The 18,268-nt window shown below is 36.9% G+C and carries 15 protein-coding genes; 3 read left to right on the forward strand and 12 right to left on the reverse strand.

The genetic code is table 11. The features are described from left to right. The first annotated feature begins 80 nt into the window (after positions 1-80). The gene (locus DCE79_RS09195) at positions 81-458 is read left to right on the forward strand and encodes a nucleotide excision repair endonuclease (protein ID WP_108712764.1); all 378 of its coding nucleotides are present in this window, start codon (positions 81-83) and stop codon (positions 456-458) included. Between the two features lie 113 nt (positions 459-571). Here the strand turns inward: DCE79_RS09195 and DCE79_RS09200 are convergent, their stop codons facing one another. The 8 genes from DCE79_RS09200 to DCE79_RS09235 all read right to left on the reverse strand — a co-directional run bounded on the left by DCE79_RS09200 (position 572) and on the right by DCE79_RS09235 (position 7,710). Next, complete coding sequence (locus DCE79_RS09200) at positions 572-1,159, reverse strand: transcriptional regulator (protein ID WP_108712765.1); 588 nt, start codon at positions 1,157-1,159, stop codon at positions 572-574. Between the two features lie 78 nt (positions 1,160-1,237). Beyond that, complete coding sequence (locus DCE79_RS09205) at positions 1,238-1,798, reverse strand: 5' nucleotidase, NT5C type (RefSeq protein ID WP_108712766.1); 561 nt, start codon at positions 1,796-1,798, stop codon at positions 1,238-1,240. 9 nt (positions 1,799-1,807) lie between these two features. Next, entirely contained in the window at positions 1,808-2,884 is a 1,077-nt protein-coding gene (locus tag DCE79_RS09210; protein ID WP_108712767.1) for an FAD-dependent monooxygenase, read from the reverse strand. Then, on the reverse strand, positions 2,877-3,992 hold the full coding sequence (ribD, locus tag DCE79_RS09215; protein ID WP_108712768.1) for a bifunctional diaminohydroxyphosphoribosylaminopyrimidine deaminase/5-amino-6-(5-phosphoribosylamino)uracil reductase RibD: 1,116 nt from the start codon (positions 3,990-3,992) through the stop codon (positions 2,877-2,879). The genes DCE79_RS09210 and ribD overlap by 8 nt, the downstream gene beginning before the upstream one ends. 12 nt (positions 3,993-4,004) lie before the next feature. Beyond that, positions 4,005-4,751 (reverse strand): GTP cyclohydrolase II, encoded by a 747-nt coding sequence (locus tag DCE79_RS09220; protein ID WP_108712769.1) that lies wholly within the window; start codon positions 4,749-4,751, stop codon positions 4,005-4,007. A gap of 102 nt (positions 4,752-4,853) precedes the next feature. Further along, positions 4,854-6,299 carry a sodium/pantothenate symporter gene (gene panF / locus DCE79_RS09225; protein ID WP_199912320.1) on the reverse strand — a complete coding sequence of 482 codons (1,446 nt, stop codon included), beginning with the start codon at positions 6,297-6,299 and terminating at the stop codon, positions 4,854-4,856. Beyond that, positions 6,299-6,562 (reverse strand): YhdT family protein, encoded by a 264-nt coding sequence (locus tag DCE79_RS09230; protein ID WP_108712771.1) that lies wholly within the window; start codon positions 6,560-6,562, stop codon positions 6,299-6,301. The genes panF and DCE79_RS09230 overlap by 1 nt, the downstream gene beginning before the upstream one ends. Positions 6,563-6,726: 164 nt before the next feature. Further along, positions 6,727-7,710, reverse strand: a complete 984-nt coding sequence (locus DCE79_RS09235; RefSeq protein WP_108712772.1) for a diaminopimelate dehydrogenase — start codon at positions 7,708-7,710, stop codon at positions 6,727-6,729. A gap of 256 nt (positions 7,711-7,966) precedes the next feature. On the opposite strand from DCE79_RS09235, the gene DCE79_RS09240 reads away from it, so the two are divergent. After that, entirely contained in the window at positions 7,967-8,425 is a 459-nt protein-coding gene (locus DCE79_RS09240; protein WP_108712773.1) for a hypothetical protein, read from the forward strand. After that, on the forward strand, positions 8,413-8,706 hold the full coding sequence (locus DCE79_RS09245) for a YxcD family protein (RefSeq protein ID WP_108712774.1): 294 nt from the start codon (positions 8,413-8,415) through the stop codon (positions 8,704-8,706). The genes DCE79_RS09240 and DCE79_RS09245 overlap by 13 nt, the downstream gene beginning before the upstream one ends. Before the next feature lie 580 nt (positions 8,707-9,286). Here DCE79_RS09245 and DCE79_RS09250 read toward each other — a convergent pair. From DCE79_RS09250 to DCE79_RS09265, 4 genes are all read right to left on the reverse strand, one after another. Continuing rightward, positions 9,287-11,593 carry a YhgE/Pip domain-containing protein gene (locus tag DCE79_RS09250; protein WP_108712775.1) on the reverse strand — a complete coding sequence of 769 codons (2,307 nt, stop codon included), beginning with the start codon at positions 11,591-11,593 and terminating at the stop codon, positions 9,287-9,289. A gap of 326 nt (positions 11,594-11,919) precedes the next feature. Next, positions 11,920-14,100: a 5'-nucleotidase C-terminal domain-containing protein gene (locus DCE79_RS09255; protein ID WP_108712776.1), complete on the reverse strand. Its 2,181-nt coding sequence runs from the start codon at positions 14,098-14,100 to the stop codon at positions 11,920-11,922. A 235-nt stretch (positions 14,101-14,335) separates the two neighbouring features. Further along, positions 14,336-17,035 carry an aconitate hydratase AcnA gene (gene acnA / locus DCE79_RS09260; protein ID WP_108712777.1) on the reverse strand — a complete coding sequence of 900 codons (2,700 nt, stop codon included), beginning with the start codon at positions 17,033-17,035 and terminating at the stop codon, positions 14,336-14,338. A 328-nt stretch (positions 17,036-17,363) separates the two neighbouring features. Beyond that, positions 17,364-18,200 carry a DUF2785 domain-containing protein gene (locus DCE79_RS09265; protein WP_234417226.1) on the reverse strand — a complete coding sequence of 279 codons (837 nt, stop codon included), beginning with the start codon at positions 18,198-18,200 and terminating at the stop codon, positions 17,364-17,366. Positions 18,201-18,268 lie beyond the last annotated feature (68 nt).

Consider the following 18,268-nt stretch of genomic DNA (forward strand, 5'->3'; position numbering starts at 1 on the left):
ACCTTTTCATTAATAATTATGGTAATTTCTCTAGTTTTCGTGTAAAATTAACCTTTATAATGAATTAGGGACGTGAACAAATGATTAGCATCGAAATGCCAAAACCAGACTTAGTAATTCGTCAACGTGAACAAGTGCTTAAATTAGGTGAAGTTGAGATTAAACCGTACTTCGGTTTCATCGATTTCCATAAAATCACTCGTGATAACGGTGGAATTTTCTTCTTTTACAACGAAAAAAACGAACTTTTATTCGTAGGTAAAGCACGTAAAATTCGCCAACGTATTAAAAAACACTTTGAAGATACTGTATCTCCAATGAAAAACCACCGTGATGAAATTCACAAAATTGAAGTATATGAAGTTGAAGACCCTATGGAACGTGAAATTTACGAAACATATGCAATTAACGCATTCAAAGCAAAATATAACATCGAAAAAGTATTTTTCGAACGTTAATTAACAGTTAGGCTAAAACGTGCAAATTGCATGTTTTAGCCTTTTTTATCGTTATAAATGATAGAACGAAAAAAAGCATGAAACTCAGAAACGCCTGAATTTCATGCTTTTTGTTATTTTTGCTTATAATTTAGCATTTCATTGACCTTTTTAATATCCTGCATAATATTTGTCTTTTGCTTGGCAATGCCTTCATACCATTTGTCGATTTGATCTAACATGGCTTGTTCGACTTCTTTGCCTTCAGACAGCATATGAACGATTATATCAATAGCCTTCGTACGATCCGCATAAAACTTCACGCGCTCTGTATAATCTTTTTTCACTTCTTGATTGAACACATGACAAAGCTGGATAATCCCATTATTCATCATTTGCTCTGCATAAAGGGTCGAACCTACAACTGCTAAGCGTTCATTATAAGTAGGCTCATCCTTAATATAATTATGCATCATAAAGGTCATTTCATCTGCAAATGTAAGTAGTTTACTTTTTTGACCATCCATTAAACTTTTCGTTTCTTCAAATAGCTTTAACATCGAATATGTATGATCCATCATGTCTTTTACTTTTTTGAGTTTCTCATCATTTGCCCCGTTTAAGCGAACTTCAATCGTTTCATATACAAATTGACGCTGTAAATAGGCCGTCAATAATATAATCCCGTTATAATGAATACTTGCTTCATATTGATTTGTCATTGTCTTCCTCCAACACGTAAATAGTACTTTTCTTAACAATACCATACATTTTGCGTGTTGACAGGAAAAATAGTGCCATTATTTCAAGAACTCTTTAAATTCATGCCAATTAATAAGGCGTGGAAAATCTACATGTTGATTGTATGAGTGATCTTTGACGATAGATTTTGTTGATGTACCTTCTAATGTATTTAACACTGTTGGCTTATCATCCACATACACATCCAAATTTAGCTTTTTAATAATATTGATTTTCTCATTGTCCTTCATACCACAATAAAAACGTTCATCTACTACAGGGAAGCCTTGAGCTTTCACCCATTCACGTGTTTTTGCGCAATAGTGCTTTGGACGAGATGTAATATAATATATTTCATGTCCTTCTTGTGCGAGCATATGAAGCATTTCTTTTGCACCTTCAAAGCTCGGACAATCCGTAAAGTATATTTCCTCCATTGATTCTTTCCACATTTGACCACCTTGTTCAGCTGTTAAGCCAAATGGTTCATGAATTTCAACGGTTGGAATGGTTTCAAAAATATCAATTCCAATATTTTTTTGTAATTTTTTATTATATAAATGAAACGCATGACGACGTAAATCGATTAGCGTATCATCAATGTCAAATCCAATTTTCATGTTACTCTCCTAGTTGAATACGACAAAAGCTTCACTAAACTTTTGTTCCTTTTCTATTTGCATTGCTTGTATTTTAGCAATATCTTTTTTCCGTTTGGTTGCACAACTCACAAAGTCAAATGCCTCTTCTTGCATTAGGTGTTGTGCCAAAATATGGGCATCCATTAATGCGCTATTAAGACCAAATGCCCCTGTTGGTGTCATCGTATGCACGGCATCTCCAATTAAAATAACGCCATCTTTCTCCCACTGTTCACTCGTGCTACTAAACACATCAAGCAACACAAAATCCTTCCATGACTGAATATGTTCATTTATAGACGGAGCAAGCTGAGGAAAGGCTACGCAAAGTTTTTCAATGAATGGTGTGAATGGTTGCTTACGTAAAGTAGGGTAAGTTCCCTTTTCAATATTCCAACCAATTTGTACATAGCCTTTAGATTGAGTAAATAAAGAAATTTGCATATTGTCTACGAGCGCCATTTTAATAGAGGGTGTCCAGCCAGCTGGTTGTGGAATTCGTGCCCATAATAAATCGTAGCCATGACTGCGCACCGTAGTGTCTAAATTGGCAAGCTTACGAACACTCGAATGACGACCATCCGCGCCAATAATTAATTGACTTTCAATAAGCAGCTCTTCCCCATTTTGAACGGCACGCAGCGCAGTATAGTGCCCTTGGTCATTATGAATCAACTCTTTGACGGAAGTATTTAGCATATAGTCGAACATTGGGTACGTTTTCGCCTGTTCAATTATGGCTTCAAGTAAATGTGCTTGTGGTACATGAATGCCTAAATGACCTACATGTTCATCAGGTAAGATTGTTTTCACGCATTCCCCATTTTGCCAGTATTCCAATGTTTCCATTCGTAATAAGCCTAACTGTTCAATTCTTTCAAATAGGCCATGCTCTCTTAGGATACGTTCGCCTTCTTCATTTAAATGTTCCCCGCGAAATGTTTTCGCAAATTCATTTGTACGTTCAATTAATAATACAGAAATATTTTTCTTAGCTAATAAATTGGCAAGTAAGGCTCCCCCTGGACCGCCACCTACAATACAAACATCTACTTTTTTATTCATTGTTTCTCACCTTTTTAGGATAGGCTGTGATTCGTATATCTTCCCCAATTTGAAGTACTTCGTCAAATACTAACTGTGCAGCTAAATCAATAGAATCTACATCGCACCCTGTAAACGGTGTAATTGAATTGGCCCCACCTAACACTTTCGGTGCGACATATACGATGTATTGATCAATAAAGCCACTTCTTAAAAAGGCTGCATTGACCGCACCGCCACCTTCTACTAATAAGTGTGTAATTCCAACTTTGTAAAGTGCTTTTAAAGTCTCTTCAATATTAAGGGTTCCTTGTTCATTTAAGGGCACACGTATAATGATGACACCTTGTTTTTCTAACGAAATTGCCTTTTGTTCATCTGCCAGTAGTGACGTCACTATGACCGTGCGAGCTTCAGATGTATTCGAAATATGCGCATCGAGTGGCGTACGTAACGAGCTATCCAAAACAACACGTATTGGATTACGCCCATTACCTTCAGGAAGTCGAGTTGTTAATTTAGGATTATCATGAAGCACCGTATTTACGCCAACTAAAATACCATCTACTTCATGGCGTAGCTGATGCACATTTGCACGCGCTTTTTCCGAAGTAATCCACTGCGAATGACCATTATGAGCCGCAATTTTACCATCCAACGTCATCGCAAATTTTGAAACAACAAACGGACGTTCAGTTAACATATTATGAATAAAACGTTCATTTAATTTTTGTGCCTCTGCTTCTAAAACGCCTACTTTCACTTCAATCCCCGCATCTCGTAGTAATTTGATACCACGACCTGCTACTGCTGGATTTGGATCTTGCATGGCTACAACAACTCGCGCCACTTCGGATTCCTTAACAAGATTTGCACAAGGAGGTGTTTTCCCATAATGCGAACAGGGTTCAAGCGTTACATAGAGCGTTGCGCCTTTTGCATGCTCACCTGCCATACGAAAAGCATGGACTTCCGCATGTGGTTCACCTGCTTTACGATGTAAGCCCGTACCCACGATGACACCGTCTTTGACAATAACTGCACCAACTAATGGATTCGGATTTGTATTTCCTTTTGCGCTTGCTGCTAATTCTAGTGCTAATTTCATATATTCATTATCAGACTTCATCACAATTGCTCCTTATACGTTTAACTTTTCGACATCTCCAAGATGCCCCGATTTTTGCACTTTTGTTTGCAAATAATGAGCATTCGTTTCCGTTAAGCCACCCCATAAAGGAACATGACCATCCAAAAGCATGCCATGTGATTTTAACGCAGCTAATTTTTTCGGATTATTTGTAATAAGCGTGACAGGTTTTGAACGAAGTGCTTCTAAAATTTTAATCGCATCTTCATATGAACGTGTATCATCTTCAAAGCCTAGCGCATGGTTTGCCTGTACTGTATCATATTCATCTTCTTGTAATAGATAAGCTAATGATTTCGAAAATAAACCAATGCCTCTTCCTTCATGATCTGCTAAATAGAAAATTGCCCCACAGCCATGCTCGACAATCATTTTCATCGATTCATGTAATTGGAAGCCACAGTCACAGCGCTGAGAACCAAAAATATCACCCGTATGACAAATACTGTGCATACGAATTAACGCATCATCACGATTTTCAAAATCACCATATACTAAAACAGAAGATTGTTGTCCAAATGCTAAGTTCATGTTGTGTAATGACGCCACAACTTCTTCTTTTGTTTCGCCTTTATCCACCGATAACCAAGAGTACCATTTGAAATTCGCTTCAAATTCTCCTTGTCTAATCGGTAATTTCACTGGCCCAACAAGCGCCAAATTTTGTAAGTCGTTTTTTTCGACAAGTTGCAATTTATCTTTTAATATTTTCATTATATCCTTCATATTTATCACCATAATCCTTATTTAAGTTACTTTATGTAACCTAGTTTACAATAATAACTGTCGGACGTCAAATAAACCGAAGCACTTAATCCAAAGTGTGCTTCGGTTATTATTTTAAAAATGGAAATCTTCAATTTTTTTCATCTTTTGTGCGATTAAGCTCACAATGATAAAGACAAAGAATGAGGCAATAATTGGAATAGTTACAGAATGCATTCCAAAAATATTTTCATGATATTTATAAATATAAACATACAATACGAGCCCAACAATCATCGATGCAACCGAACCATATTTATTGGCCTTCTTCCAATAAAGGCCAAATACGACACTCCATAAAAAGGCAGATTCTAAACCGCCAAAAGCAAATAAGTTCAGCATAATTAATAATTCAGGTGGATTTAGTGCAAATAATACAACCGCAATCCCAATAATTGTTGTTACCCAAAAGCTACGTTTTTTTATTTGCGCATCACTTGCTTTTGGATTGATAAAGTTTAAATAAATATCTTTTACTACAGTCGAACTAACTAAAATGAGTAATGCATTTACTGTTGACATAATCGCTGCCATTGGAGCAGCTAGTACAATGCCCGCTAAAACAGGTGGTAGAACATCCAGTGTGAGCATCGGCATTACTTTATCACCAATTTCAATACCTGGCATTACTGGTCGAGCAAATACACCAATTAAATGCATACCGAACATAATTGTTCCAATACCTATTGTACCGATAATAATCGCACGGTGTAAGCTTTTCGAATCTTTATAACTCATAGCACGTACTGCGATTTGAGGTAACCCGATTACCCCTAAACCAATTAAAATCCAAAATGTTGATACATAAAGTGGCGTTAAGTTTTCAGTTGCACCATATGGCGAAATCAAATTCGGATTTTCAGCAACTAAACTTTGCATAATGTTATCCACACCGCCACCCGCAATTACAGTGGCAATTAATAATATAACGGTACCGATGATCATAATCGAACCTTGCAGTGCATCTGTTAATGCTACTGCACGGAAACCGCCGATAATGACATAAATTAATACAACAACCGCAAAAATCAATAACGCGTTTGTATAAGTTAATCCTGTTAATGACTCAATCAGTCGCGCGCCACCAACCCATTGCGCCGTCATCGATGCAAATAAAAAGATGATAATACTAATCACTGAAAGAATTATAATCGTGTTACTTTCATAGCGTTTCTTTAAAAAATCGATTAATGTAATCGCTTCTATTCTACGTGCAACTATCGCAAATTTCTTCCCTAACACCATTAATACAAAATAACCTGCCGGAAGCTGTGCCATCGCTAAAAGCACCCAACCAAGTCCTGTATTATAAGCAACCCCTGGCCCACCGATAAAGCTTGAAGCACTACCATATGTAGCCATCATCGTCATCGCAAGTATAAAGCCGCCCATCTCACGTCCGCCTAAAAAGTATTCTTGTAAAAATGAATTCGACGAACGAACTTTTCGGTTTGCCCAAATGCCAATACCGAAAATAATAATTAAAAAGAAAATTAGCGGAATAATTACCGACCAATGAATCATTTGTCATTCTCCTCCTCTTCAAGTGAAATATCTTTGAAGAAAAGCTTCATCGCTAGCCAAATACAAATAATCATAAAAATCGTACCTGCTATACAGCTATAGAAAAACCAAGCTGGGAAACCGAACACATATTTATACGCTGTTGGATCACCCGAACCAAGACCATATGCAAAGCCGTACCAAATAGCAAAATTTAAAATAACAAGGCCGACACCAATAAGTGCTTCCTTATGTGCGATTTTAAAACGCTTATCTTGCACAAAAAAACATCCTTTCTAAAGTTAAATAGCCTATTCTATCATACTTACCAAATCGCTAGAAGAAAAGACTTTCTAGTAAAAAAGCTCTTAAATTTGCCTCTTACTACTTTTTTACGCAAAAAAAGAACGACATCTAACGAATAGACGCCGTTCCAATTTACAATTTATAGTAATCCTTTACGTAAATCCGCTGGTGATTTTGGTGACAGGATACCAAGCGGAATGTCAAACACCGTCTTTGCACCTTTTTCCCCTTTTGCATGTAATTTATGCGCCGCGCGAGCATAAGCCACTAGAACACTTGAAGTAAACATTGGATTGGAATCTAATTTCAATGAGAACTCTAAAATTTGTTTATCACCTACACCAGATTCACCAGAACGAATGACAAATCCTCCATGGGGCATACCTTGATGATTTTGCATGAATGCTGTCTCTGAAATGAAATTAACCGTTGTATCGTAATCCGCGAAGTAGTTGGGCATCTCTTTTATCTCTTTTTCAATGCGAGTAGCATCTGCCCCTTCATTTAATACAACAAAACATTCACGCGCATGTTTTTCGCGTGTTGTGAGTTCTGGATTTTCTCCGTCACGTACGCGATCAACCGCTTCTTTTATAGGAAGTGTGTATTGCACCGCATTTTTCACGCCATCAATTCGACGAACCGCATCCGAATGGCCTTGGCTTAAGCCATCTCCCCAAAATGTATATGTATTGCCTACTGGTAAAACGGCTTCACCTAGCAAACGATTTAATGAAAATAATCCTGGATCCCATCCAACAGAAATAATTGAAACAGTGTCACTTTCTTGAGCAACCGCATCCACTGTATCAAAGAATGCAGGAATTTTCGCATGTGTATCAAAACTATCAACCGTATTGAACCACTGAGCAAATTGCGGAACTTGATCAGGTAAGTCAGTTGCCGAACCACCGCATAAAATCATGACATCAATTTGTTCTTTATACTTTTGTGCATCTGCTACTAAATAAACAGGTACATTCTCTGTTTTAATCGATACAGTCGATGGATTACGACGGGTAAATATAGCTACCAATTCCATGTCCTCATTTTGACGAATGGCCGCTTCTACACCGCGCCCTAAATTTCCATAACCAACAATACCAATTCTAATTTTATTCACATTAATATCCCCCTACATCACTCTATATTTTGCTTAATTTTCAAAATTAAGCGCGAATTCTGAATAGAGTATAAATTTTATTAATCATCATACATTTTCATTTCGTTTTGTACAATGATTTTAATTAAATCTAACAAAGTCATGTCATGAATAAGAATACAATGACGATAAAAGCGCTTTCAGAGTTTTTGTTTTATATCGATATTGATTTTTGTTATACTTAGAAAGTGAGAAATAGATATATTGGAGGAAAAACATGAAAAAATTATCAGCGGTCTTATTAGCATTCACACTTATCTTTTCAAGTGTAGGTACAACATTACTATTTGCTGACGATCCACAATCAGCAGAAGCAAAAGGCTACAAATCAGGTAAGAAAAGTTTCAACACAAACAATAACAACAGTACTAACATTCAAAAGAAAAATAATGATGCTACAAACTCTGCAAAGCAAAATAACGGGGCAACTACAAAGAAAGACACAACAAATACAGCGAAATCAAATAAAGGCGGCTTAATGAAAGGCTTAATGCTTGGTGGCTTAGCTGGATTACTATTCGGTAGTCTTTTCGGTGGTATGGGTATGCTTGGAAATATTTTAGGCTTATTCATTAATGTGATTGCAATCGCTGCAATCGTCATGTTCTTAGTGAAGATTTATCAACTTATTAAACGTAAAAAAGATAAAGAGGTAACAGAAACGTGGAAAAACTAACATTATTCGAACAAGATTTGATCAATTCTGTTTGTTTATTCCATGCAAAATTCAAAAACGTAGAACCGCAAGATATTGAAGTAGAGTTAATGTATGATGATGTTGCTGGTTATTCAGCAGAGGCGTTTTATAATGGTCAATTAGAAGTTTACAATTCAGTAAATTTCATAACAGCCATTCGTTTATACATTGATGAACAGCTTGGCCGCGATTCAATGTCAGCACGAATTTCACTTGATATTCATGACGACGAAGGCATGGTTGCATATATTGAGTTTTAGTTAAAAGGCGTCTTAATGGCGCCTTTTTTCTATTGCCTGATGGCTTTGAAAAAGGCATTTACTTAAACAAATTTTTAGGGTTCATCACCGTAACATGGGGTTGATTTTTATTTGTATTCGTTTTGTCTAGCTATTGGCGGGCTACTACCTGACAGCATTATGGGGCCACGTAGTACGAACTATTTTAACTTTTTTAAAAGATACTTATCGAATAAGACTTATCTAAAACACCTTAATAGAAAAAATTTTTTCTAAAATGAGTGACGCTAAGCGCAGGGGGCGACTCCTTGGGGGATTAAGCGTGCGCGGAATATCCACTTGTTGCTTGCCGCCGTAGAGGCAAGTAACAAGTTAGATGGAGCCACGCCCCCAGGAAAGCGTCCCCCGTAGCGTAGCAGAACGGACTAGATTAAAAAGCAATCACTTTGAATTCTAAAGTTATGTCATCCCCAACTTATAGTGATTAGACCAAAAAATGGGACAATCCCACTCATTTTGAGTTGGATGTCCCATTTTTATGCCACAATAGTTCTGGTTCAACTAACAATCCATGTCGAACCCCACTGATTGAAGTTTCCCTTTATACTGTTGGTTGTACTTCTGGTTTGTACTTTGTTGTTAACGATTTGTATCCTAAGACAAAGGCTACAAAGGCTAAGATAGATGCACCGATTAAGAAGATTGCTAATACTCCTGAATTCGCAGATAACAACGAAAGATCGCCTAAAGAAATGGCAGATTTGAAACCAGAATTTGAATACGTAAACGGTAGTAATGAACTTAATGAACGTAAATTTTCTGGTAACATTGGAATCGGTAAGTTGGAGCCTGTAATTGATAATTGGGCTACAACTAATACTAAACCAATAAAACGTCCAACATTTCCTGCTGCTGATACTAAGAAGAATACAATCGACATAAATGTGATGCTTACTAAAATAGCGAATAAGATAAACATCATTACATTTTGAACACTTAGCTGTAATACAACTAATGTGAAGATTGATACTAATAACGCTTGTACTGTAGCAAATAATGCTAACTGCAACCATTTACTCACATACCAACTCATTGCTGATTTAGGAAGTACAGCTGGTTTTTTGAACTCAACGAAGAATGACAATATTAACATCCCTACAAATAAGGCTAATGATAAAATGTAAGGTGCTGTAGAATCACGATAATATTCATATTTGTTCACTTTCTCACCTGCTAAAACAACGGGTGAAGAGAACATCGCAATGTTATCATCTGTAATTCGAATTGCTGCAACTTGCTCCGCACCACCTGCTAAACCTGTTGTTAACTCCGTACTACCTGCTTGTAAACGATTAGCACCGTCGTTTAGAGATGTTACTCCTTCAGTCATCGTTTGCCAGCCAGTTGCAACTGTTTCATTTCCAACGCTAATTTGTTCTAAGCCTGTTTTTAAGCTCGTTACACCTGCGCCTAGTTTGCCCCATGAGCCTGTTAACGATTTATTACCACCTGCAACTTGTGAAGCACCACTCTCAAGCTGACTAGCTCCAGCTACTACTGCCTTTTGACCTGATACTAGTTGATTGATCCCAGCAACTGCTTGACCTTGACCGCCAACTAACGCGTTCACGCCAGATACAATTGTTTTTTGACCAACAACAGCTTGATCTAAACCAGTTGTTAATGCAGGCATAGATTGTGCAATTTGCTGTGCCCCATTATTTAACGCGTTTGCACTTTGTACAGCAATCGGGTAAATTACCCCTAATTCTGATAATCCTGTACTTAGCGCTTGTAAGTTTGCACTATATGTTTCTAATCCAGGCGCACTAGCCAGTCCTTTTAATAATTGTGCACCAGCAGCTAATTGTTCAATATCACCTTGTTTTGATTGTAAGACTGTTGCAAGTTGATTTAAACCATTTGCTAAGCCTGGATTTGAAGCCGTACCATCACCTAGAGCAACACCCGCATATAATTGGTTAGCTCCCGCTTGCAATTGCTGTAAGCCTGTTAATAAGCTTTCAGAACCTGGCTGTAATTGTTGTAACCCCGTGTAAACTTGATTGGAGCCACCTTGTAAGCTTTGTAAGCCAGTTAATACCTGCTGCGATCCAGATTTCAAACTTCCTGCTCCTGCAGCTACTTGCTGTGATCCGTTCGCTAGCTTATTAATATCACCTGTACCGCCAGTAATCGCAGCTAATAATTCGCCTGCTCCTGCATCGGCCGTTTTTGCGCCATCAGCTAATTTATTTATGTCAGCTGATTTTTCAGTTAGTGATGTTAATAACGTATTTGTACCCTCTGCTAATTGAGCAGTACCTTCGTTAATTTGTTGCGATCCATCCGCACCAGTGGTAAAGCCTGTTTCAATATCCGTGAATTTCGAGAATACTGTACGTGCATACGTTGCAGTAATTTTATCCCCTAATTGTTCACGAATTCGCTCTACAGCACTGTTCGTTACTTGCGATCCCATGTAGTTTAACCCTTCATTTTGGATGTAACGAAGTTCTGGTACTTGCGGGTTAGCATCTAAAACTGTTGTCACTTTTTGAGAGAAATCTTCTGGAATTTCAACTACCATATAGTATTTTTGATTATCCAGCCCCTTTAAAGCTTCCTCTTCACTAACAAATTCCCAACCTAATGTTTTACTTTCTTTTAGCGTATCAACTAAATCGTTCCCAACGTTGATTGGTTGTCCGCTTGAAACACCACCAGCATCCTTATTGACAACAGCAACAGGCAAATTGTCTAAATTGTCGTAAGGTCCCCATGTAGCAGATAACAAAACAGCTACATATACGATCGGAATTAACATAACGCCAATAAGTGCAAATAGTAATCCCTTACGATTTTTGAGCGATTTCAGCTCTTTGCCAAACAATTGAAAAGACCCCATACAACCCCCCCTTTGTAGTTACAAACTCCCTATACGAATGAATCGTTATTCAATTCGTATATAATTAAATATATTCTAAGTTTTTACATTTTTCTACTACAAAATGCAAATATTTTCTGTTTAGTACGTGAATTTAGTTCATAAAAATATACTTTGCATTATATAATATAATTGTTAAATAACAATTTTCTTACTATTACTTGATATATTTCTATTAGATTAGTATTTAGCAATAAAGCTAATCATATTTTACTAATAACAATTCCTAAAAAAAATTTTACAAAAAAATCATTGGATAGACTAACTCATCCAATGATTTTTCTAATTTATTTTGTATTTACAATCGCTTTATCAATAATTCTTCCTTCAGGCTGGTAATTAATTTCTTTTAATGATAATAGTTGTTCTTTTAAGTTTTCCCAATCTGAAAGACCTAAATCTGTTACACGACCTTCTTCATACGCTTTTCCTAATGCACTAAAACCATCGCCACCTTTAGCTGTAAACGCATTAGTAGCAACTGTGTACTTTTCATCATCTTTTACATCTACATAAGCTTTTGTTGCTTCATCATAGTATTTTAATGATACGATACGTGAACCCGCTTCTTTCGATGAATCATACTCTACTTTAGCACCAGAAATGTGTAAGAACCCACCGTTTTCTTTTGGAGCATCCTTTACTGAGTGCTCAAACGTCGCTTTTAGTTCCGCACCCGTTACATCCATAATTGCTAATGTATTTCCGAATGGTAATACCGTAATAATTTGTCCAGTCGTTACATTCCCTGCTGGAATTTTCTCACGAATACCACCGCCGTTTTGGAAGGCCATTACCACTTTTTTCGCTGTAGATTTTTTAGCTTTAGCTAACATTCCATCTGTAATGATGTTACCTAAAGCTGTTTCGCTATTACGGACACTTAGGCCACCATCTTGAGAACGTGGAGCTACTAAATCTTCTGTTAACGTAACGCCAATTTCAGCTGTAGAAATGGCAGCTACTTTTTCTTTAAATGGCGCTAATAATTTTAAGCCTTCTGCATCGTCTGCAAAGTCAGCTACTTTTAGTAGTTTTCCGTCATGCTTCACTACAACACCTTGTTCATCAAACTCTACATTTAGCGTACCTAAATAATCTGTATTTTGATAAGCTTGCACTATTAATGTTGCATCTTTCTTTTCGCCAACTGTGTTTGTATCGATAATAAATGGTTCATCTAATTGTGTATGTGAATGACTACCTACGATAATATCAATTCCAGCTACTGATTTTGCAAGAATCAAATCATTATCATATGCAGGATTGTCATCATAGCCGATATGTGTTAGCGCGATAACTTTGTTTACACCTTTATCTTCAAACGCTTTTACTGCTTTTTTCGCTTCGTCAATATAGTTTTCAAACGCTACACTGCCTGGAGATGCAATATCTTTCGTTTCAGCTGTTGTTAAACCAAAAATACCTACTTTTTCACCGTTGATTTCTTTGATCATTCCCGCATAAATTTTACCGTTTTCTGGCTCACTAGAAATTAAGTCTGTAAATAATCCTGTAAATAATGTGTCTTTAGAGAAATCTACGTTTGCTGTTAATACAGGGAATTGCGTAGCTTTAATGAAGTCTGCCAATGCTTTATGGCCTTCTGGTGAAGAACCTAAATCAAATTCATGATTTCCTAAAGTCATAGCATCAAATTTCATGGCATTTAAGAATGGTAAATCTGCTTGTCCTTTAAATTCATTGGAATATAATGTTCCACTGAAGACGTCACCAGCATGTAATAATAATGATTCTGGTTTTTTTTCACGCTGTTCTTTCACAGCAGTCATTAATTTCGGGAACATTTCTACACGTCCATGTGTATCGTTTACATGCATAATTGATAATTTATAGTTATCATTTTCTGGTTCAGGTTCAGGTTCAGGTTGTGGTTCAGGTTGTGGTTCAGGTTGTGGTGTAGCATTTGTTAATAATGTTGCTAAAACACTTACTAACTCCCCACGAGTTACTTGTTTTTCTGGACTAAACGTTACATTCGCCGCAGTTAATACTGTTTCTGTATCGATTGGGTATACAGTTGAGACATTCGATAAAATTGTTGCTAATTGTTCATGTGTAATTTGATTTTCACTACGGAATGTATGATCTTCATATCCTCGTATAAAATTAGTTGCCACTAATGCAGCAATATAACGATAATAATGATTCGATTCTTCTACATCTTTGAAATTTGGATTTTTTACATTGGCTGAATCAAGCTTTAACGTACCAGCAATCATTTTGGCTGCCTGTCCACGTGTTACGTTCGCATCTGGTCTGAATGTGCCATCATCGAAGCCGTGTACAATTCCAGCGGCACTCATTGCATTAATTGCAGTCGCATACTTGTGTGATTCACTTACATCGTTAAATACGGTTTGTTCTGCAGCTACACCTGTAACCCCCACTAATACGGCTGTTACTGTTGATAGAGCTGCTGTAGAATACAATTTACGTTTTTTCAATCCATATACCTCCAAATTTTTAATAGTATTTCAAATTAATAATACACAAGTTTATCAGAAAATTCCATAAAATTATTATAATAGAATATTTAAGAGTTTTATAAAAATTAAAAATAGACCCATTTGATTATAATCGCTCTAATCAAGTGGGTCTATTTCGGTAAATAAATAGTTCAAAGAAAGAAAAAAGGTAAAGCCAAAATTGGCTTTACCTTTCGTCTAATTTGCAAAGGGATTATTGTGCAGCTTTAGCACGTAATACCATTTGTAAGATACCACCGTGACGGTAGTAATCTACTTCTACTTCAGAGTCGAAACGAGCTAACGCTTTGAACTCAGTTACTTTACCTTCTGGAGAAGTTGCAGTAACAGTTAGGATATCACGTGGTTTAACATTATCAGTTAAGTTAACGTCAATTGTTTCGTCACCTTTTAATCCTAAAGTTTCAGCTGAATCGCCAGCCATGAATTGTAATGGTAATACACCCATCATTACAAGGTTAGAACGGTGAATACGTTCATAGCTTTGTGCGATTACAGTTTTAACGCCTAGTAAGAATGTACCTTTAGCAGCCCAGTCACGAGATGAACCCATACCGTAGTCGTTACCAGCTAATACTACTAAGCCAGTGCCTGCTTCTTGATATTTCATACATGCATCGTAAATGTACTCAACTTCGCCTGTTGGCCAGTAAGTAGTGAAACCACCTTCTGTACCTGGAGCGATTTGGTTACGGATACGGATGTTAGCGAATGTACCACGCATCATTACTTCGTGGTTACCACGACGAGAACCGTAAGAGTTGAAGTCACGGATAGCTACGCCGTTTTCGATTAAGTACTTACCAGCTGGTGTATCTTTACCGATTGCACCTGCAGGAGAGATGTGGTCAGTAGTGATAGAGTCACCAAACTTAGCCATTACACGCATTCCAGCTAAAGTTTTGATAGCTTCTGGCTCTTTAGAAAGACCAGTGAAGAATGGTGGGTTTTGGATGTAAGTTGATTTGTCATCGAATGTGTAAAGAGATTCAGTTGAAGTCTCGATAGCATTCCATTTTTCGTTAGCAGTGAATACTGTTTTATATTCTTTTTGGAATAATTCACGAGTTACTACTTTGTTTAATACTGCGTTTACTTCTTCAGTTGTAGGCCAGATGTCAGCGAAGAATACATCGTTACCATCTTTGTCTACTGAAATTGCATCATTTTGTAAGTCGATATCTACTGTACCAGCTAAAGCGTAAGCAACAACAAGTGGTGGTGATGCTAAGTAGTTAGCTTTAACTAATGGGCTAATACGACCTTCGAAGTTACGGTTACCAGAAAGTACAGACGTTACGAATAAGTCTTTTTCTTTGATTGCTTCTTCGATTTCAGGAAGTAATGGACCTGAGTTACCGATACATGTTGTACAACCGTAACCAACAGTGTTGAATCCGATTGCATCGAAGTATTGTTGTAAATTAGCATCTTCTAAGTAACCAGTTACAACTTTTGAACCTGGTGCTAAAGAAGTTTTAACCCATTTCGGAGGTGTAATACCTTTTTCAACCGCTTTTTTCGCAACTAAACCAGCAGCGATTAAAACGTATGGGTTTGATGTATTTGTACAAGATGTAATTGCAGCGATTGCGATTGCACCTGTTGGGATTTCTAAATCACCTTCTGCAAATTTAGCAGTTGAAGTTTTAGCAAATTCTTCTTCAGTTAAACCGAAACCTTGTGTACCTTGAGGCGCAACTACAACTTCATGGAAACGAGTTTTCATGTTAGAAAGAGGAATTAAATCTTGTGGACGTTTAGGACCAGAAAGGTTTGCTTCGATATCAGCAAGGTTGATTTCTAAAACGTCAGAGTATACAGGTTCTAATGAAGCATCAAAGAACATGTCATTAGCTTTTAAGTAGCTTTCTACAACAGCAATATGTTCTTCATCACGGCCTGTTAAGCGCATGTATTTAATTGATTCTTCGTCAACTGCGAAGAAACCACAAGTAGCACCGTATTCTGGAGCCATGTTAGAGATTGTAGCACGGTCAGCAAGTGGTAAAGCTGGTACGCCTGGTCCGAAGAACTCAACGAATTTGTTTACTACACCACGAGCACGTAATACTTGAGTAACTTTTAATGCTAAGTCAGTAGCTGTAGTACCGTTTGGTAATTCGCCTACTAATTTAACACCGATTACTTCAGGAATTGGGAAGTAAGAAGGTTGACCTAACATACCTGCTTCAGCTTCGATACCACCAACGCCCCAACCAAGAACGCCGATACCATTGATCATTGTTGTATGTGAGTCAGTACCTACTACTGAGTCTGGGAATGTTTCGAATGTACCGTCAGCGTTTTCGTTAACGTGTACGATTGGTGCTAAATATTCTAAGTTAACTTGGTGTACGATACCAGTTGCTGGTGGTACAGCGCGGAAGTTATCATAAGAAGTTTGAGCCCATTTTAAGAAGTTATAACGCTCAGCGTTACGTTCAAATTCTAAGTCCATGTTTGCATTTAATGCAGCAGCGTTACCGTATTTGTCAACTTGTACTGAGTGGTCAATAACAAGGTCAACTGGGATAGCTGGGTTGATTTTAGCTGGGTCTCCACCCATTTCTTTCATTGCAGAACGTAATGAAGCTAAGTCAACTACTACTGGTACACCAGTGAAATCTTGTAATACTACGCGTGAAGGTTTGAATGGTACTTCCGCATCTTTGTTGTGAGAGCCGAATTTTGCTAATTCGTTTACGTGCTCTTCTTTAATTACATAGTTGTCATATTGACGTAATACTGATTCTAATAATACTTTAATTGAGTAAGGTAGGCGTGATACGTTCGCGATACCAGCTTCTTCAATTGCAGCTAAACGGAAGTAGTTATAAGTTTTACCGTTTACTTCAAATGAAGCGCGGCTGTTGTGTAAGTTTTGTGCCATTTTATGTTCCCCCTAGTTTTTTCATAATTGAAAAGGTTTAAAGCTCTTTTCTCCAAATCTAATAATAGCTGATTATTATACATAAGTAAATTGCATTATTATTATCTTTTACGATAAGTTTTATTTATGACCTATCGGAAATACAATTTTATTCTACAATAATATCTATAAATTAGACTTTACTGTGAAGTATTGCTCTTACTGCATTTTACAAATAAAAAAATATATTAATTTTCATTCAATCTTACTGTGATTTTGTTGCGAAATGGGCATTAAATTGTTGTACAATTCAAAAATCATTATTCTACGAAAACTTCTCACACGAATATTAATTCAATTTTAGCCATCTCTGAATAAAAATAGACATAATTCCACGCAACTTATCATGACGGTTTGAAAACTTTAAAAAGAAGTATAATGTTTTGGATAAATTTAATAGGTTTGTTCTCGCCTTAAACCATAAAGCATCATACCCACGTTCATAAGCAACCATTTGTAATTGCTCGAATAGCTGTTCAAACCATTCAATTAGTAATTCTTCATCGATATCCTTATTTAAGATTGATTCAATGATAGTACAAAATCGTTCCTCTTCATCATCCGTAAAAACATAGCCCTTCCAAAAGTTCGATCGAATGGCTTGTAAAATTTGAGCCGTTAATCGAACCGGATACTTTGGATGTTGAATAATCGCTGTCAATAAATCGGCTGTATTGGCAATGCTATGAGCCCAACCAGCTGTTTCGCTTACAAAGCTACGTAAATCTTGCTCCTTTTTAAATAAAGAAATCGCCCTTTCGGCAATATGCTCGAGCTCTTGTTCCGTTAATACTTGTAATTGTCGATCTGCATTTACAATGGCTGCTAAAAACAAAGCTGAATACGAACGTTGGAAAACGGAAGCGCCTTCAGGTTGATCTATTTCATAAAGCAGCCCTTCATAGGATGCAAGTTGTTTTACATAGACATGCAGTATATTTTCGGGAATCGCATTTTCTGACAACAATTGTATAAATAAGCGATAGTTTTGTTGGTCTCGTAAAACAGCTGATTCATTCCCTAAATGAGTAAGCATCTCTTCAAAAATAACATTATTCATTTTGACAAATTCCGCGCGTTGTTCCTGTGTAGTGTTCAATAATTGAGTGTAATGTTGCTGTAACAAAAAAATTCCTCCTAAATACGTTCCATATTGACATTGTAAGAGACAATAGGCGTTTTGACTAGGAGGAA

Origin of the sequence: Lysinibacillus sp. 2017 (assembly GCF_003073375.1) — a bacterium.
In the GTDB taxonomy this organism is placed as follows: Bacteria; Bacillota; Bacilli; order Bacillales_A; family Planococcaceae; genus Solibacillus.